The following is a 17,347-nucleotide window of genomic DNA, read 5'->3' as shown; positions in this document are numbered from 1 at the left end:
GGAATGACTGAGGGGACGGCCACCCCTCAGGACCGTCCCCTCAGCAGAGCGCGAACCGGCCCCATCCGAAGACGGGCTCGTTCAACACCGACCACACCATATCGGGAAATCAGCGCAAAGTACGTGCGCCGGGCCGTGTCGGGCGTGTCGGCTTCATAGCCGCAACCAGAGAGCGGCCACGTTCGGCGGCTCCCAGCCGACCTGGGACAGGTGCGGCTGGCGGCACTGCCAGCGTGCCCCGGCGTACGTCACGACCGTCCCGGTCGTGTACGACACGTTCGGCGCCCAGGCGGACTCGGTCGGCGGCGGGGTCGGCGGACCCGACGGGGACGCCGTCGCGGCCAGCAGCCCGCCGAGTCCGGAGGCCTGGGTACGCCAGTCGCGCGCGTTCGGCGTCGCGCCGGTCCAGCGCTGCCCGATCCGGTTGAGGCTGTCGCGGTCGGACTGCCAGATCGAGTCGGCCTGCCGCTGCGCGTAGGTCCGGTACGCGGCCACACCCGAGGCGTCGGCCAGGTCCATCAGGTACCGCATGAAGATGCCCTTGAACTGCTTCTGGTTGTCGTCGCAGCTGTTGGCCGGGTCGCAGGACTCGGTGAGGATCCCCGACCGGGTCAGCACCGCCGAGTTCATCGCCGCGTCGGCCAGCTGCCGCGCCGAGGCCAGCAGCGCCGCGTTGCCGGTGGCCCGCCACAGCTCGACCGCCCCGCCGATGGCCAGCCCCTGGTTGTACGTCCACACGGTCTGCCCGTTGTTGGCGCAGCCACCGGTGATCCCGTCGTTGACCAGCCCCGAGCCGTTGATCATCCCACTCCCGGCGAACCAGTTCCAGCCCGCGGTCGCCCGGCCCAGCCACACCGTGTCGCCGGGGATGCGGTTGTGCAGCACGGCGGTGAGCCGGACGTACAGGCCGATGGTGACCGCGTTCTTGTACGTGCGCTCGCGGTTCCACCAGATCCCGCCGCCGCAGACGCCGTCCCAGTACGAGTGCATGTAGTTGCCGATCGTCACGGCCATGTTCAGGTACTTGGCGTCGCGGGTCAGGTCGTAGGCCTGCACCCAGGCCAGCGCCCACCAGCCGGTGTCGTCGATCGCGCGGCTGATGAAGTTGCCCTCGATCGCGTCGGTGCTCTTCTGCCCGGCCGGCATCACACCCTTGTTCAGCTCGAACGTCCGGTCGATCAGCCAGCGGTAGTCGGTGCGGCCGGTGCGCGCCGACCAGTCGCCGAGCGCGGTGACCGCGACCGCGGAGTTCCACCAGCTCGACGGCCACCACGCGGTGTCGATGCGGTAGGCGTGGGCCAGCGCGTCCGCGGCGGCGGCCGGACGGTCGGCGGCTGGCCGTGCCCAGGCCGTGCAACTGCCGCTCGCGCCGCCGGTGGCCCGCCCGCAGGCGCGCACCGCTCCGCCGTAGAGCAGCGAGCGCGGGTCACGGGTGTTGACCATCGTGGTACGCACCGACGTCGCCCCGCCCGGCACGCTGATCCGGCCCAGTGACGAGCCGCCGGGCCAGGACGCGCCCTCGTCCCACGAGCGGTCCAGCCACACCTCGTCGCCCGCCGTGCCCGAGCCGAGCGTCGCCCAGGCCAGGCCGCGGTTGTCGACGTGCAGGTCGATGCGCCGGTTGCTGATCGTCGTCCCCGGCACCGGCTGGTTGTCGCCGATGGCGGTCGCCGCGTCGGCTCCGTCGCATACGGCGTCGCAGACCTTCGGGTACGCCCAGGCGGTGCAGGTGACGCCGCCCGCGTCGCCGCAGGCGCGGACCATGCCGCGCCGGTGGGCGGCGGGGTCGCTCAGGTTGTACATCAGGGTGCGGGTGCCGGTCCAGGACGCCGGGATGCTCGCCCTGCCGAGCAGTCCGTCCCAGCTGGAGCCGTCGGTCCAACTTCGGTCGAGCCACACGGAGTCGCCGAGCACGCCGTTGTCGATGCTGCCCCAGGCCATCCGGTCGGTGTCGGAGACGTGCAGCACCAGACGCCGCCCGTTGAGGTTGACCTCGGGCACGGGGAAGATCTCCTGGCGGACCAGGGACGGGTCGCGGGAGTCACAGTAGAGCGCGCACACCGTCGGTGCGGCGGTCGCCGGGGTCGCCACCACCGTGCCCGCCACCGCGGCGAGCAACACCGTGATGAGGACTGTCAGCTTGCGCATGGGATCCACCTCGCTCAGGCCGCCCGCCGGGCCGCCCGGATCCGTGCTCGCACGGGTTCCAGCACGTACCGAAAGATTCGCGTTGGTACCTGTCGATGTTTGCGGGATCGAAGTTAACAAACTTAACCGTTGACTGTCCATGGTGTGCCCGTGCCAACGCGGAACCGATCCCGCGGACGGCCACGTCGTATGACCCGACGACGAGCCACGGGGAGACGAACATGCACAACGGACAACCGGACACCGCCACCGTCACCCGGCGGGCGCTGCTACTGGGACTGGCCGCGGCCGCCGCGGTGCCGCTGGTCGGCTGTGGCGGGGCGGACGGCGACGCGCCGGAGCTGGTCAGCGCGGCGGGGGTGAGCCGGATCGAGCCGCCCGCCGACGCGCCGATCGCCGCCGCCGTGGACGGGCTGACCGCGTTCGGCCACCGCTTCTTCCAGGCGGCCGCCGCACCCGGGACGAACTTCGTCGCCTCGCCGCTGAGCATGGCGCTCGCGTTCGCGATGGTGCGGGCCGGTGCGGGCGGTCTGACCGCGAAAGAGCTGGACACCGTCTTCGGCTATCCGGCCAACGGGCGCGACGGGGCGTACAACGCCGTCAGCGGGCAGCTCGCCAACGTCGACATCCCGCCGAAGCCGACGGGCGGCGAACGCGACGGGAGCGCCAAGCCCCATCCGCCGGTGGTGAGCATCGGCAACGCGCTGTTCCCGCAGCAGGGCCTCACGGTCGGAGCCGACTTCCTGCGTACGCTCACCGAGCAGTACGGGGCCGGCGTGCGCCCGGTCGACTTCGGCGGCGACGCGGTCGAGCAGATCAACGCCTGGGTGAAGCGCCAGACAGCGGGCCGGATCGAGAAGGTCTTCGAGAAACTCGCCGCGGACACGCAGCTGGTGCTGGCCAACACCGTCTACTTCAAAGCCGACTGGCGCAGCTACTTCCTCGACATCGCCGACGCCGCGTTCACCAAGGCCGACGGCACCGTCGTGCGCACGCCGACGATGCGCAACGCCATCGAGATCCGGTATGCCGAGACCGGCGGCACCACCGCGATCGAACTCCCCTACGCCGAAGGCCCGTACGCCATGTGGCTGATGCTTGCGCCGCCCGGCGCGAAGCCGGAGGACGCGCTGTCGCAGCAGGCGCTGGCCCGGTTGCGCGACTCGTTCACCACGCGGCGGGTCGACGTCGCCGTCCCCAAGTGGGACTTCGAGTCCTCGATCGACCTCAAGCCGGTGCTCGCGGGGCTCGGCCTCAAGTCCGCCTTCAGCGGCGGAGCGGACTTCAGCGGCATCAGCTCCGGGCTGTTCATCACCGATGCGGTGCACAAGGCGAACATCACCGTGGACGAGTGGGGCTCGGAGGCGGCCGCGGTCACGGGCATCGCGATGGCGCTCAGCGCCCCGCCGAGCCCGACGGCCAGGTTCATCGCGGATCGTCCGTTCGCGTTCGCCATCGTCGGCGGGAAGGAGCACATCCCGCTGTTCATCGGCCGCGTCAGCGACCCGTCGGCCCGCCGCTGACGCGGCAAAGAAGTTGCCGCTCAGCATCGGTTAAGGGAATGCTGCCCCGGTGCAGATGCATGACAACCAGCTCACCGTGACAGCGGAGACGGTCCGGGCGCTGATCGCCGAGCAGTTCCCGCAGTGGCGGGACCTGCCGGTGACCGGGCTGCGGTCGCAGGGCACGGTCAACGCCATCTTCCGGATCGGCGACGGCCTCACCGCCCGCTTCCCGCTGCAGCCGGGCGACCCCGGGGCGGTACGCCGCGACCTGGTTGCCGAAGCCACGGCAGGGCGCGAGCTGGCATCGCGTACCCGGTTCCCGACGCCTGAACCCGTCGCCATCGGCGAGCCCGGGGCCGGATACCCGCTGCCGTGGTCGGTGCAGACCTGGGTGCCCGGCGTAATCGCCACCGACGACGACCCGGGCGACTCGGTGCCGTTCGCGCGTGACCTGGCCCGGTTCATCACCGACGTGCGCGCCATCGACACCGGCGGCCGACGGTTCACCGGCGGCGGCCGCGGCGGGGTGCTGCGCGGGCACGACGAATGGGTGCAGACCTGCCTCGACAGGAGTGAGCAGCTGTTCGACGTGCCACGACTGCGCCGGCTGTGGGAGCGGCTGCGTGACCTGCCCCGCGGCGACACCCCGGACGTGATGAACCACAGCGACCTCATCCCCGGCAACGTGCTCGTCTCCGGCGGGCGCCTCGCCGGGGTGCTCGACGTCGGCGACCTCAGGCCGGCCGACCCCGCGCTGGACCTGGTCGGCGCGTGGCACCTACTCGAAGCGGGACCACGGGCCGTGCTGCGCGAGGAGCTCGGCGACGATGCCGCGACCTGGGAGCGCGGCATGGCCTGGGCGTTCCAGCAGGCCATCGGCGCGGCCTGGTACTACGTCGACAGCAATCCGGCCATGAGCCTGATGGGCCGGCGCACCCTGGCCCGCATCCTGGCCGCGGAGGCACGCTGAACCCGCAGACTTTGACCGACCTGTGGGAGCAGCGATGGCCCGAGTGCCGGCCGATGGCGGTGACCTCGCCGTCCCACGAACGGCGGCATCGGCCGATCCGCTTCCTGTGACGGCCGTCTCGGTCAAGCGCGCCGCATACTGTGCCCGACCCACCCGTTGCGAGTCTGGGCTGGTAGTAGGCGCGAAGACCGCGACCACGACGTACGGAGGCGGACACTTCCGATGAGCTTCAGCAACGAGGTGCGCTCGGCTTTCCGGCGCGGTGAAACCGACGCCGTGGTCCGCTTGAGCCAGGCCGAGATCGACCGGGCGCAGGCGGCCGGGGACCTGGCCGGCGAGGTGGAGGCCAGGTATGCCCTGGCCCGGGTTGCCATCCGCGGCGGCGACCTGTCAGGCGGGCAGGTCCGCGCCGAGGAGGCGCTCGCGGTCGCGCTGCGATCCGGTGACCGTGCGCTGGAGGAACGGCCCCGGCATGTGCTGGCGGCCGTGGCGCGGATGTCGGGTGACCTGGCCCGGGCCCGGGACCTGTACCGGGAAAGCATCGCGCTCAACGAGGCCCTCGACCGGCCCGAGACGGTCAACTCGGAGTATCACAACCTCGCGTTCTGCGAGCTGGGTCTCGGCAACCTCGACGCGGCCAGGACGCTGTTCGCGGCGGGTCGCGAGCGGGTCTTCCGCAACGGCTGGGCCGAGTTCGTGCCGTACGTCGGCGTGGCCGGTGCCGCGCTCGCGTCGGCCGAGGGTGATCACGCGCGGGCGGCGCGGATGGTCGGTGTCGCCGATACCGCGTTCGCCGCACGCGGACAGGTGCCCGATCCCGATGACGCGGCCGATCTCGCCGCCGTCCGCGCGGCCGCGGTCGAGGCGCTGGGCGAGTCGGTCTTCGCCGAGCAGTACGCGCAGGGTCGGGCGCTCGACCCGCGCGAGGCGTTCGGCGAACGTCGCGACTGAGGCGAACTCACCACGGTCACCACGACGAGTTCCCAGCCGGCACATCCCCCTTGACACCTGTAGGCGCTTCGTTGCGCTCATGAGCTTGTGCCGCCTGGCTCCGATGTGTCCATCACTGCTTGAATGGGACCGGGATCGTGCATGAGCGTCTTGGGATCGACCACCAGGTCGGTGTGCCACCACATGGGCACCACGCCGCTGGTGTGCAGATAGCTTCGGCAGTCAGCACACCACTGCCACTGGCTTCCCCTGCCCGCCCAGCGGATCCCGGCATACAGTCGGGGTGTCGGGTCATGCAGATCGAACCACCTGCGCAGTGCCGGTGAGCCACACACGGGACATGGTGCGGCCAGACGAGAACCCTCCTCGGACGCCTCGAACACGTCTCCCCAGAGCACATCCCACTCTCGCGGCACACCGTGCCAGTTCGTGTTCATCAGTACATCCTCGTGCACACTGCATGATGCTGCCCCGCCTGGAGATCATGAAGACCGCGGTCCGCTGTCGGTCCTCGCCACTATGCTCCGCGGCGGAGGACGAGATGATCGACGACACACGGTTGTTCGCTGGGCTGGACACCGTCCCGTGGGGCCGGATGAAGCACGCGTACGGGCGGGCCGGGGGCGTGCCCGAGCTGATCCGCGGGCTGGCCGACGCCGACCCGGCGGTACGCGAGCAGGCGCTCGACGCGATGTACGGCGCGGTGCACCACCAGGGTGACGTATACCGCTGCACCGTCGAGGCGATCCCGTTCCTGCTGCGGATCTGCGGCTCGGACCGGCCGGGCCGCGACAAGGTCGTCGAGCTCGTCGCGAGCATCGGCGGCGGCAGCGGCGACGGCCACCTGCGCGGGCTCTTCGGGCAGGCACGGGAGCTGGTCACCGCCCGGTTCCCGTTCTGGTGTGCGCTGGCCGTCGACGACGAGCCGGCGGTACGCGCCGCGGCCGTGAACGCTTTGCGGTCCTGCCGCTCGCGCGGCTCCGATGCCGCCTTGTTCCTGCGCGCGCGCTACGCCGACGAGCCGGACCCGGCGGTGCGTGCCGCGATCGTCGCCGCCGTCGCCGACCTGGGCCGGGCACGCCACGCCGCGGGCGTCGCCGGGTGGGTGGCCGACCTGCTGGCGAGCGAACCGGACGCCCGCGTCCGGCTGACCCTGTTCGCCGAGCTCAACACACTGCCCGCGGCGACGGGGCGGCTCGGCCTCGCCGCCGCCCTGGACCTGGTCGACGCCGGGTACGCCGAGCACGGCGAGCCGCCCGTCCCGGCCGGGTTCAGCACCCCGACCCTCATCGGGGCGCTCCGGGAGCGCCGGGAGTCCGTCGACCGCCACCGCAGCCGGGCCGCCCTGGACGGGCTGGTCCGTGCTGTCGCGAACTCGTTCGGCGACAGGGTCGACGAGCGCACCGCGCTGCTGGCGCACCTGCTCGCCGCGGACGACTGGGAACGCCGCCTCGACGCCATGTACCCGGCGCTCAACCTCGCGCAGGGCTGGCGCGGGTCGTACGGGAACCTGGCCCGGCTCGTCGGCGAGCAGCTCACCAGCCCGTACGAGGAACTGCGCCGTCGTGCCGTGAGTGTCCTGAGCGGATTCGGATGTCTGGCCGCGCCGGCCGCCGACGCGCTGGCGGACGTGCTCGCCTGCGCCGCTCGGGAGGCGACCTGGGACCACGACGACCGGCACACGGCGTGGGTGGTGCGCTGGGCGCGCGGCCTGCCCACCCTCGGCCCGGTCCCGGCCGCGCTCGCCGGTGTCGGCGACGCGCGCGTGCTCCCGGTCCTGGCCTGGGCGCTGGAGCAGGAGGCGACGCCCCGCAACACCGGCTACCTGATCGCCGGACTCGGCGAGCGTGCCGCCGACCTGGTGCCGCTCGTCCGGCGGCGGCTGGCCACGCTGCCGGATGGCGACGAGCGGATCGTCCCGCTCGCGTCAGCGCTGCGGTCGGTCGGCCCGCGCGGCGTCGAGGCGCTGCCCGAGCTGCTCGCAAAGGCTCCTGATCGGTGGACGCTGGCCGCGATCGGGTCGTTCGGCCAGGCCGCCGCCGACGCCCTGCCGCTGCTGCACCGGGTCGCCGCGGCCGAGGACCACCGGCTGGCCCCGGCCGCCGCGGTGGCGTCGTGGCGCGTCGACGGCGACGCGGCACGGGCGGCCTCGTGGCTGACGCCCTACCTGGCCGGAGACGTCGGCGCGGTCCGCAACGCCGCCGAAGCCCTCGCCGAGATCGGCACGGCGGAGCCTGCTGCCGTCACCGCGCTGCGGCGGTTGCTGCGCCGCCGGGACACCGCGGCCGGATGGCTGCATGTCGACGTGGCCCGTGCACTGTGGCGGGTCACCGGCGACATGGCCGATGTCCAACCGGTCCTCACCCGGCAGTGGCACGCGCATCCGCTCACCCGCACCACGATCGTGCGGGTGTGGGCGGCGATGGGCCCGGCTGCCGCGGACTGCCTGCCCCTGCTGCAGGAGGAGCTGGCCGAGGTCCGCCGCCTGTCCGCCCGCAACGGGATCCATTCCGGCGACCCCTGCACCCCGGACGAGGTGTACCTCGATGAGGTGCGGGCTACCGTACGAAGGCTGACGGGCGCGCCCTGACCGTGCGGCCGGGTTCCGCGCTCTCCGAGGCGGCCGGCAACTGATGGACCGATCGCCCAAGCCTGAGCGCTACGGCGTCTGACGGGAGATGCCTGTCAACACCGGTGATGTCAGGAGGACGTCAGGCAGAAGGGGTGGCCGGCCGGATCCAGGAGTACCCGCCAGCGTCCGTCGCCGGGCTGATGGTCCGGTTTGGCCGCGCCGAGTTCCAGGGCCAGCTCTTCCGTCGCGTCGAGGTCGTCGGCGCGGAAATCCAGGTGGAACTGTTGTGGCACGTCCTGACCCGGCCACTGCGGGGCCCGGTATCCGTCAACCCGCTGGAAACCCAGATCACAGCCGGAGTCGTCCGTCAGAGCGACGAACCCGTCCGCGCTGAACAGTTCGCGCATCCCGGTCAGCGCGGCGTAGAAGCCCGCCAGCGTCTGCGGGTCGGCGCAGTCCAGAGTCACCCCTCGCAGTACGGCGCCTGGCACCATTCGCTCCTTCGCGTCCGCATCGGTCTCCGTGAGCCTCCGCTGCACGCGATCACCGACCACGGCCACACCGTACTCGCCGCCTCCACCGGTGAAGTAGCGGTTTTCCCATGCCTCAGCGCAACGGGTGGCTGTGACCGGCGCTTTCGATACACGCGCTAGACGCCGGGCGGGGTGCCCCCGGGCGAGTAGGTGCCGGGGGTGTGGCCGGTGGCGCGGCGGAATGCGGCGATGAAGGCGCTGGTCTTGCGGTAGCCGACGGCGCGGGCGACGCTGTCGACCGTCGTCCCGTCGGCGAGCAGCTGGATCGCCGCGCGTACGCGGACCTGGGTGCGCCAGCGGGCGAAGCTCAGCCCGGTCTCGCTGAGGAAGAGCCGCGACAGGGTCCGCACGCTGGTGTGCACGTGGTCCGCCCAGGCGGCGAGTTCGCGCGGGTCCGCCGGGTCGGCGATGAGCCGTTCGGCGACGGCGGCCACCCGCGGGTCGGTCGGCATCGAGATCTGGATGTGGTGCGCCGGCAGCGGGGTGAGCAGGGCGAATACCAGCGCCTCGGCGTGCGGTCGGCTCGGATGTTCGGGGCCGACCTGGTGCAGGTGCACGACGAGTTCGTGCAGCAGCCGCCCGACCGGCACGCCGGTGGGCTCGGTCCAGGTGATCGGGCAGCGGTCGGGGTCGAACATGATCACGGATACCTCGCCACCGCGTACCGCGGAAGCGGCATGCTCGACTCCGCCGGGAACCCACAACCCGTATCCGGGCGGGACCAGCCAGTCGCGTTCCTGTGAGAGGACTGCCAGTGTCGCGGTCGCACTCGACATCAGGATGGGCTCGGCGTGCGCATGCGCCTCCAGCTGGACGAACGACGCCATCTCACCGTGGTAGACGGTCAGGATCGGCGAGTTCAGCGGGTCAGCCGGCGAGCTGCTCACGGCGCTGGTCCCTTCTGCCCGCGCGTTCGCAGGGTTGGCCGTTGCGGGGTATCAGATGGCCGCCATACGCGCGCCGGCCACTCTATCGTAGGTAAGCGTCTCTGATTTCCTGAGTTTGTCTGGGTGTTCTAGACATTCCGGTCTGGGCGTGGCCGTGTCGTGCCGGGTCCGAAGTCTCCGCTGAGGGCGGTGACGGGGGTGGCGTGGACGTGGTGGAAGCCCGTCGGGTGGTGTCGGGGGTTCAGGAGTTCGTGTGCAGGACCTGACGCCGCCGCCCGGGGGTGGTGGTTCTTGGGTTCCTGCCCCGCCGGACGCTGGCCACCCGAAGGTGGGGCGGGGGCCGTGCGCCGGTCGGGCACGCGGTGGGAAAGCTTGGATGCTGGTGCTGGTGGTCGTTTGGGGGTCGGCGTGCTCTTCGGTCCGCGCCCGGCGGCAGGCTGCTTGGCCGGGCACGGTTTTGGGCGTCGTACGGTGGCGACGTTGCCTTCGACGGTCGTGGTGGTGGTGTGTCGGCCGGTTTTGCGGTCGGTGCGGACGTGGTTCTGGGCGAGGAGGCCGCGGGCGGTGATGCGCATGGCTGCGGCGTGGTCGCGGTCGGTGGACAGGCCGCAGCGGGGGCAGCCAGCCCACTTCCAGCCCCGTTGATCTGACCGGTCCGGGGCGGGGGTGTGGGCGAGTTCGGTGCTGCCGTTGCCGCAGCGTGGGCAGTATTTGCTGGTCCCGCGGGCGGGCACGGTCACCACCGTGATGCCGGTTTTCGCGGCGAGGTGGTGGATCGCTTCGAAGACCACGCCGCGGACCTGGCCGGACAGTCGGGCGTTGCCTTTGCGGGTGCCGCGTGCCTGCAGCGTGGACAGGTCTTCGATGTAGATGACAGTGGCGTGCAGGGCGGTGGCGTGGTCGACGGCCCATCGTGCGGCGGACCAGGCCAGGGTTTTGTTGAGGTGGCGGATGCGGGCGCATACCCGCTCGTGCTCGACCCGGGCCCGTTCGGCCAGCGCGTGCAGCCGCGGGGTGCGGGGGTCGGTGGCGGGCAGGCCGGCGGCCAGGGCGGCGTGGTGGTCGCGTCGGGCGGCCAGGTGTTCGCGGTGTCCGCGTAGGCGGTGGAGTTTCGCGGAGATGGCGGTGGCGTCGTAGCGCAGCATCCGTCCGTCGGTCACCACCCGACCCTGGTCGGTGAGGCGGCCGGCCACGCCGGTCATCAGCGTGTTGACGCCCCAGTCCAGACCCAGTGCGAGCCGGTGCCCGGAAGGTTTGGTGGCCGTGACGGTGACCCGGTGGGGTAGGTCGACCCGGACCCGGTGCCCTGATATCCGCAGCGTCGGCGCGCAGATCTTCGCGTCGGCGGCGACGGTCGGTGGCAGGGCGACCGGCAGGACGTGCCAGGCCCAGTCGGCGCGGCCACGGGGCTGGGCGGTCAGCGGCAGTTGTACCCGCAGCACCGCCTGGCCGTCGTGGCGGGTGATGGTGGTCAGTTGCCGGTCGGCGGCGGCCAGCAGCACCTGCGCTGCGACCGCGGGTGCTGTCTCCAGGTCGGCCAGGTCGTGCGGTAGTTCGCCGTGGTGGGAGTGCCGGTATGCGTGGACCTGCCGGGTGCGGTTGGCGATCTGCGCTGCCGAGACCCCGGGTGGGAGCAGGGCGCGTAGGGCGCGCCAGTCGGCGTCGTCGCGCCTGGCGCCCTGCGGCCACGTTGTGACGATCGCGGTCAGGATCTGGCGGCGGTGCACGGCCAGACGCAACGCCCGGGCGGCTTCCTCCTGCGAGCACCGGCGCACCCGGTCGTTGACGTAGACGCCTTCGGGCACGGTCGCGGCCCAGTCAAGCCGCCGCAGCGCCATCCAGCCCTTGGCCGGCAACCCACGCCCGTCCGCACCGAGCCCTGCCGCGAGGACGTCCAGATCCGGGCTGTTCCAATGCTCGGCCACGATCCGCCCCGCCATGGCCGAGACCAGCCCGCACAGCCAACCCACCCGCTGCACAAGCAGCCGCTCGCTCACGCCAAGGCCACTGGACTCCACGACCGCTGACATCGCGACACACGACGCAGTCGCGGTCAGCTCAGCCACCACCACCGCCCGCGCCGACTGCAGCCCACGACAACTGCGCCACCACGCTCCTCGCCGACACGACCAGAACAAGACTGTGGGAAAGGCTAAGCGACACCACCGACAACAAACCGCCAGACGAGCAAATGTCCATGCGTCCTACGCAAAACGGAGGATCGCTTACCCAAACGGGATGACTGTTTAGACCCTGCGCACCTACCCGCCGATCAGCTGGGACACCGACCGTGGTGTGACAGAGCTGATCGCGTTCACGCATGGGGACGGTCCCGCGTCGGAGTGGTTCGGGCGGGTGGCGGTCGGCGACGTGTGCGAGGTGCTCGGGCCGCGCCGCTCCATCGATCTGCGTGGCCCCGCTGGTCCCGTGGTCTTCGTCGGGGACGAGTCCAGCGTCGCGCTTGCCTGCGCGCTGCGCACGGTCACCGGCGACGTGTCCCTTGTCTTCGAGGCGCGCGATCCCGCCAGGCTGGCAGACGTGCTGGCCGGGCTGGGTGTCACCGGACGGGTGACGGTGGTCGCGAAGGCCCACGACCGCGTCGAACTGCTCGGCCAGGCACGCGAAGCCGCAGCTCAGGCACCGTCCACCCTGGTCGTCACCGGCGACGCGGCGACGGTGCACGCCGTTCGGCGCGACAGCCGTGCCTGGCCACGGACACCCGGCCAGGTGAAGGGCAAGGCGTACTGGGCCGAGGGCCGCACCGGCCTCGACTGACGGGATGCGCTCAGCGGGCCAGGCGCGTCGCCGTCCAGGCTACGGCGACGCCCCGCGGGGTGTGTTGGCGTACCGGCTGGGTGTCGCGGATCAGCGACCGCAGGTCCGCGAGCCCGGCACCGACCACGCCCAGCGCGCGGGCCTGGACCAGGATGTTGCCCAGCGCGGTCGCCTCGACCGGACCGGCGAGCACCGGCAGCCCGCAGGCGTCGGCGGTGAGCTGGCACAGCAGCTCGTTGCGCGCTCCCCCGCCGACGATGTGGACGACGTCGACCTCCCTGCCGGACAGGCGCTGGGCATCGAGGACGGCCGCGCGGTGGGCCAGCGCGAGGCTGTCGAGGATGCAGCGCACCATCTCGGCCGGGGTGCCCGGCACCGGTTGCCCCGTGCGGCGGCAGGCTTCGCCGATCCGGGCGGGCATGTCTCCCGGCGGCAGGAAGACCGGGTCGTCGGGGTCGACGACGGACCGGAACGCGGGGCTGCGGGCGGCCGCTCGCAGCAGGGGCTCGACGTCGTCGACGCCCCATACCCGCTGGCACTCCTGCAGCAGCCACAGGCCCATCACGTTGCGCAGGTAGCGGACGGTGCCGTCGACGCCGATCTCGTTGGTGAAGTTCGCCGCGCGGCTCTGCTCGGTCAGCACGGGCCGGTCCAGCTCGACGCCGACCAGCGACCACGTGCCGCAGGAGATGTAGGCGAACCGGTCACCGCGGGCAGGCACGCCGACGACAGCCGACGCGGTGTCGTGCGAGGCCACGGCGGTGACCTGGGTCGGCCCGAGTCCGGTGTGCCGGTCGACGTCCGGGTTCAGCACGCCGACGGCCGTGCCGGGCTCGCGCAGCGGCGGCAGGATCGCGGCCGGGATGCCGACCTGCGCGGCCAGGTCCGCCGTCCAGGTTCCGGTGCTCACGTCGAGCAGCTGGGTCGTCGAGGCGTTGGTGCGTTCCGCGCCGATCTCGCCGGTCAGCCAGTACGCGAGCAGGTCGGGTATCAGCAGCAGCGTGCGCGCCGACGCGAGCTGCGCCGTGTCACGGGCGGCGACCAGCTGGAACAGTGTGTTGAACGGCTGGAGTTGCAGGCCGGTGGTCGCGTACAGCCGACCGGCCGGCACATCACGCAGCACCTTGTCGATGACGCCGTCGGTGCGGGAGTCCCGGTAGTGCACCGGGTTGCCCAGCAGCCGTCCGTCGGCGTCGAGCAGCCCGTAGTCGACGGCCCACGAGTCGATCCCGATCGAGTCGACGGGTCCGGCTTCGCGCAGCCCGTCGAGGGTGCATCGGTACAGGCTCAGCACGTCCCAGTGCAGGGTGCCACCGGCCCGTACGGGGATGTTGGCGAAGCGGGTGACCTCGGTCAGGTCGAGGGTGTCGGGGCCGACGCGGGCGGCCATCACGCGGCCGCTGGACGCGCCGAGGTCGACGGCGGCGATCCGCACCGTGTCCGTGCTCATCGCAGGAACGCCGCGGCGACCCCGGCGTCGACGGGGACGTGCAGGCCGGTGGTGTGGGACAGTTCCGCGCCCGCGAGCACGAAGACCGCGTTGGCGACGTGCTCGGGCAGGACCTCGCGTTTGAGCAGGGTGCGTTGGGCGTAGTACTCCCCCAGCTTCTCCTCGGGCACGCCGTAGACGGCGGCGCGCTGCGCGCCCCAGCCGGCGGCGAAGATGCCCGAGCCGCGGACGACCCCGTCGGGGTTGACGCCGTTGACCCGGATGCCGTGCCCGCCGAGTTCGGCGGCGAGCAGCCGGACCTGGTGGGCCTGGTCGGCTTTGGCCGCGCCGTAGGCGACGTTGTTCGGGCCGGCGAAGACCGCGTTCTTGCTGGCGATGTAGATGATGTCGCCACCGGTGCCCTGGGCGGTCATGGTCCGGGCGGCCTCCCGTGAGACGAGGAACGAGCCGCGCGCCATCACGTCGTGCTGCCGGTCCCAGTCGTGGGACGTGGTCTCCAGCAGCGGCTTGGACACCGACAGGCCCGCGTTGTTGACCACCAGGTCGACGCCGCCGAACGCCAGCGCCGCCGCCGCGAACCCGGCGCGGATCTGCTCCTCGTCGGTGACGTCGACCCCGGCCGCGACGGCGGCGTCGGCCGTGCCGATCTCGGCGGCGACCCGAACGGCGGCGTCGGTGTCGCGGTCGGCGACCACGACGCAGGCGCCCTCGGCGGCCAGGCGCAGCGCGACCGCGCGGCCGATGCCCGAGCCGCCGCCGGTGACCAGCGCGACCCTCGCCGCGAGCGGCTTGGGCTGCGGCATCCGGGCCAGTTTCGCCTCTTCCAGGGCCCAGTACTCGATCCGGAACTTCTCCGCCTCGGCGATCGGCTCGTAGCGGGAGACCGCTTCCGCGCCGCGCATGACGTTGATCGCGTTGACGTAGAACTCGCCGGCCACCCGGGCGGTCTGCTTGTCGCGGCCGAAGCTGAACATGCCGACGCCGGGCACGAGCACGATCGCCGGGTCCGCGCCCCGCATCGGCGGCGAGTCGGCGGTGGCGTGGCGGTGGTAGTAGGCGGCGTAGTCGTCGCGGTAGGCGGCGTGCAGCTCCTTGAGCCGGGCGACGGTCTCGTCGAGCCCGGACGTGGGCGGCAGGTCCAGCACCATCGGGCGGACCTTGGTACGCAGGAAGTGGTCCGGGCAGGAGGTGCCCAGCGCGGCCAGCCGCGGGTGCTCGGCCCCGGCGAGGAAGTCCAGCACCTCATCGGTGTCGGTGTAGTGGCCGACCTGGCGACGGTCGGTGGAGGCCAGGCCGCGCAGCACCGGGGCGAGCGCCGCCGCGCGGGCGTGCCGCTCCGGTTCGGGCAGCGGCTCGTACCCGGCCAGCCGTGCCCCGAACGGCTCGGGGCGGCCGCGTTCGTCGAGGAACGCCTGCGCGGTGCGGATCATCTCCGTGGAGCGCTGCTCGCACTCGTCGCTGGTGTCGCCCCAGGCGGTGATGCCGTGGCCGCCGAGGATGACCCCGATCGCGTCGGGGTGGGCGCGGCGTACCGCGGCGATGTCCAGGCCGAGCTGGAAGCCGGGCCGCCGCCACGGCACCCAGACCACCCGGTCGCCGTAGCACTCCTTGGTCAGCGCCGGTCCGTCGGCCGCGGTCGCGAGCGCGATCCCCGCGTCGGGGTGCAGGTGATCGACGTGTTCGGCGTCGAGCAGCCCGTGCATCGCGGTGTCGATCGACGGCGCCGCGCCGCCGCGCCCGTGCAGGCAGTAGTCGAACAGGGCGACCATCTCGTCCTCGCGGTCGACTCCCGGGTACACGTCGGCCAGGGCCCGCAGCCGGTCCAGGCGCAGCGCGGCGAGCCCGACCTCGGTCAGGGTGCCGAGGTCGCCGCCGGAGCCCTTGACCCACAGCAGCCGTACCGGCCGGCCCGTCGCCGGATCGGTCTCCTCGCCCTTGGCGGAGGTGTTGCCGCCGGCGTAGTTGGTGAACCGCGGGTCCGCGCCGAGCCGGTGGGACCGGGCGAGCAGCTCGTCCTTGGCCGCCATCACGCACCCCAGCCCGCGGCCTGGCCGTCGGCCCGCGCGTTGCGGATCTGCTCGAAGTAGCCCGAGCGCCGGTACGCGGCGATCGGGTCCGGGTCCAGGCCCATGTCCTCGCGCAGGTCACGCAGCATCGGGCGGACGTCGGTGTGGTACGCGTCCATCAGGGCGGCGTTGGCTTCCAGCACGTCGCCGGACTGCTGTGCGGCGCGCAGGGCTGCGTGGTCGACGAGCAGCGCCTTGGCGGTGGCCTCCTGCACGTTCATCACCGACCGGATCACCGCGGGGATCTTCGGTTCGATGTTGTGGCACTGGTCGAGCATGAACGCGATCCCGGCGGACTCCTCCAGTGCACCGGCCAGCACGATCTCGTGCATGATCCGGAACAGCTGGAACGGGTCGGCGGAGCCGACCATCAGGTCGTCGTCGGCGTAGAAGCGGGAGTTGAAGTCGAACCCGCCGAGCCGGCCCGCGCGCAGCAGCATCGCGACGATGAACTCGATGTTGGTGCCCGGCGCGTGGTGGCCGGTGTCGATGACGACCTGGGCGCGCTCGCCGAGCTGCGTGCAGTGCAGGTAGGCGGTGCCCCAGTCGGGCACGTCGGTCATGTAGAAGGCGGGTTCGAACAGCTTGTACTCCAGCAGCATCCGCTGCTCGGCCCCCAGCCGGTCATAGGTCTCGCGCAGCGCGTCGGCGAGGCGGTCCTGCCGGGTGCGCACGTCGTCCTGGCCGGGGTAGTTGGTGCCGTCGGAGAACCACAGTTTCAGGTCGCGCGAGCCGGTGCGGTCCATGATGTCGATGCATTCGAGCAGGTGGCCGATGGCTTTGCGGCGTACGCCCGGGTCGGCGTTGGTGACGCTGCCGAGCTTGTAGTCGTCGTCCTGGAAGACGTTGGCGTTGATGGTGCCCAGCGCGATGCCCAGCTCGGCGGCGTGGCGGGCCAGGTCGGCGTAGTCGTCGACCTTGTCCCAGGGGATGTGCAGCGCGACCGTCGGGGCTACGCCGGTGAAGCGGTGCACGGTGGCCGCGTCGGCGATCTTCTCGTACGGGTCGCGGGGCACGCCCTGCTGGGCGAACACCTTGAACCGGGTGCCCGAGTTGCCGTATGCCCAGGAGGCCGTCTCGATGCGCTGCCCGCGCAGGGTCGAAAGCACGCGCGACTGCGGCGGGAGGTCGGTCATCGTGGGTCTCCTAGCTGATCTGCAAGGTGGAACACTTCGGTGAGCACGTGCATGTGCTGGTCGGGGCGGCCGGTGTCGAAGAACTCGGCCATCTGCGCCTGCCAGCGGGCGTTGACGTCGGTGTCGTCCATGGCCGCCAGGGCGGCGTCGAAGTCGTCGGTGAGCAGGTAGCCCACCAGCAGGCCGTCCTCGCGCAGGAACAGGCTGTAGTCGTGCCAGCCGGTGTCGCGCAGTGCCGCGAGCATGTCGGGCCAGACCTGGGCATGGCGGCGCCGGTACTCTTCCAGCCGGTCGGGTCTGACCTGCAGGGTGAAGCAGATCCGGCGCACGCCATGCCTCCTTTACGCGGTCGGG

14 protein-coding genes are annotated in these 17,347 nt (G+C 72.0%); 5 read left to right on the top strand and 9 right to left on the bottom strand.

What is annotated here, in order from left to right; translation table 11 throughout:
- Window positions 1-153 precede the first annotated feature (153 nt).
- On the bottom strand, window positions 154-2,148 hold the full coding sequence (locus F6W97_RS01130; protein ID WP_196278926.1) for a glycoside hydrolase family 76 protein: 1,995 nt from the start codon (window positions 2,146-2,148) through the stop codon (window positions 154-156).
- Between the two features lie 221 nt (window positions 2,149-2,369).
- Here F6W97_RS01130 and F6W97_RS01125 point away from each other — a divergent pair, with 221 nt between their 5' ends.
- The 3 genes from F6W97_RS01125 (at window position 2,370) to F6W97_RS01115 (ending at window position 5,574) form a co-directional block, all read left to right on the top strand.
- The gene (locus F6W97_RS01125; RefSeq protein WP_196278925.1) at window positions 2,370-3,671 is read left to right on the top strand and encodes a serpin family protein; all 1,302 of its coding nucleotides are present in this window, start codon (window positions 2,370-2,372) and stop codon (window positions 3,669-3,671) included.
- Window positions 3,672-3,726: 55 nt separating this feature from the next.
- Window positions 3,727-4,623, top strand: a complete 897-nt coding sequence (locus F6W97_RS01120) for an aminoglycoside phosphotransferase family protein (RefSeq protein WP_155368764.1) — start codon at window positions 3,727-3,729, stop codon at window positions 4,621-4,623.
- A gap of 222 nt (window positions 4,624-4,845) precedes the next feature.
- Complete coding sequence (locus F6W97_RS01115) at window positions 4,846-5,574, top strand: tetratricopeptide repeat protein (RefSeq protein ID WP_155368210.1); 729 nt, start codon at window positions 4,846-4,848, stop codon at window positions 5,572-5,574.
- A gap of 77 nt (window positions 5,575-5,651) precedes the next feature.
- Here F6W97_RS01115 and F6W97_RS39950 read toward each other — a convergent pair whose 3' ends face one another.
- Window positions 5,652-6,011, bottom strand: coding sequence for a hypothetical protein (locus tag F6W97_RS39950; RefSeq protein ID WP_196278924.1), 360 nt, complete (start codon window positions 6,009-6,011; stop codon window positions 5,652-5,654).
- Window positions 6,012-6,115: 104 nt separating this feature from the next.
- Between F6W97_RS39950 and F6W97_RS01110 the strand changes: the two genes are divergently transcribed.
- Window positions 6,116-8,164, top strand: coding sequence for a HEAT repeat domain-containing protein (locus tag F6W97_RS01110; protein ID WP_196278923.1), 2,049 nt, complete (start codon window positions 6,116-6,118; stop codon window positions 8,162-8,164).
- Between the two features lie 110 nt (window positions 8,165-8,274).
- On the opposite strand, the gene F6W97_RS01105 is transcribed toward F6W97_RS01110, so the two are convergent.
- The 3 genes from F6W97_RS01105 to F6W97_RS01095 form a co-directional block, all read right to left on the bottom strand.
- Entirely contained in the window at window positions 8,275-8,700 is a 426-nt protein-coding gene (locus F6W97_RS01105; protein WP_230686304.1) for a VOC family protein, read from the bottom strand.
- 95 nt (window positions 8,701-8,795) lie between these two features.
- The gene (locus F6W97_RS01100) at window positions 8,796-9,566 is read right to left on the bottom strand and encodes a helix-turn-helix transcriptional regulator (protein ID WP_230686303.1); all 771 of its coding nucleotides are present in this window, start codon (window positions 9,564-9,566) and stop codon (window positions 8,796-8,798) included.
- 128 nt (window positions 9,567-9,694) lie between these two features.
- Window positions 9,695-11,563: a zinc ribbon domain-containing protein gene (locus F6W97_RS01095; protein WP_196278922.1), complete on the bottom strand. Its 1,869-nt coding sequence runs from the start codon at window positions 11,561-11,563 to the stop codon at window positions 9,695-9,697.
- A gap of 256 nt (window positions 11,564-11,819) precedes the next feature.
- Here F6W97_RS01095 and F6W97_RS01090 point away from each other — a divergent pair, with 256 nt between their 5' ends.
- Window positions 11,820-12,341 carry a siderophore-interacting protein gene (locus F6W97_RS01090; protein ID WP_155368207.1) on the top strand — a complete coding sequence of 174 codons (522 nt, stop codon included), beginning with the start codon at window positions 11,820-11,822 and terminating at the stop codon, window positions 12,339-12,341.
- 10 nt (window positions 12,342-12,351) lie between these two features.
- On the opposite strand, the gene F6W97_RS01085 is transcribed toward F6W97_RS01090, so the two are convergent.
- Genes F6W97_RS01085 through F6W97_RS01070 form a run of 4 tightly spaced genes read right to left on the bottom strand, consistent with a single transcriptional unit; the run spans window position 12,352 to window position 17,322 of the window.
- Complete coding sequence (locus F6W97_RS01085; RefSeq protein ID WP_155368206.1) at window positions 12,352-13,791, bottom strand: rhamnulokinase; 1,440 nt, start codon at window positions 13,789-13,791, stop codon at window positions 12,352-12,354.
- Complete coding sequence (locus F6W97_RS01080; RefSeq protein WP_155368205.1) at window positions 13,788-15,818, bottom strand: bifunctional aldolase/short-chain dehydrogenase; 2,031 nt, start codon at window positions 15,816-15,818, stop codon at window positions 13,788-13,790. The genes F6W97_RS01085 and F6W97_RS01080 overlap by 4 nt, the downstream gene beginning before the upstream one ends.
- Window positions 15,818-16,993, bottom strand: coding sequence for an L-rhamnose isomerase (gene rhaI / locus F6W97_RS01075; RefSeq protein WP_155368204.1), 1,176 nt, complete (start codon window positions 16,991-16,993; stop codon window positions 15,818-15,820). The genes F6W97_RS01080 and rhaI overlap by 1 nt, the downstream gene beginning before the upstream one ends.
- Entirely contained in the window at window positions 16,990-17,322 is a 333-nt protein-coding gene (locus tag F6W97_RS01070; RefSeq protein WP_155368203.1) for an L-rhamnose mutarotase, read from the bottom strand. Before F6W97_RS01070 ends, rhaI begins: the two co-directional genes overlap by 4 nt.
- Window positions 17,323-17,347 lie beyond the last annotated feature (25 nt).

This window comes from Catellatospora vulcania (assembly GCF_009720385.1).
Classification (GTDB): Bacteria; Actinomycetota; Actinomycetes; order Mycobacteriales; family Micromonosporaceae; genus Catellatospora; species Catellatospora vulcania.
This window is presented reverse-complemented; position numbering and strand designations above follow the sequence as displayed.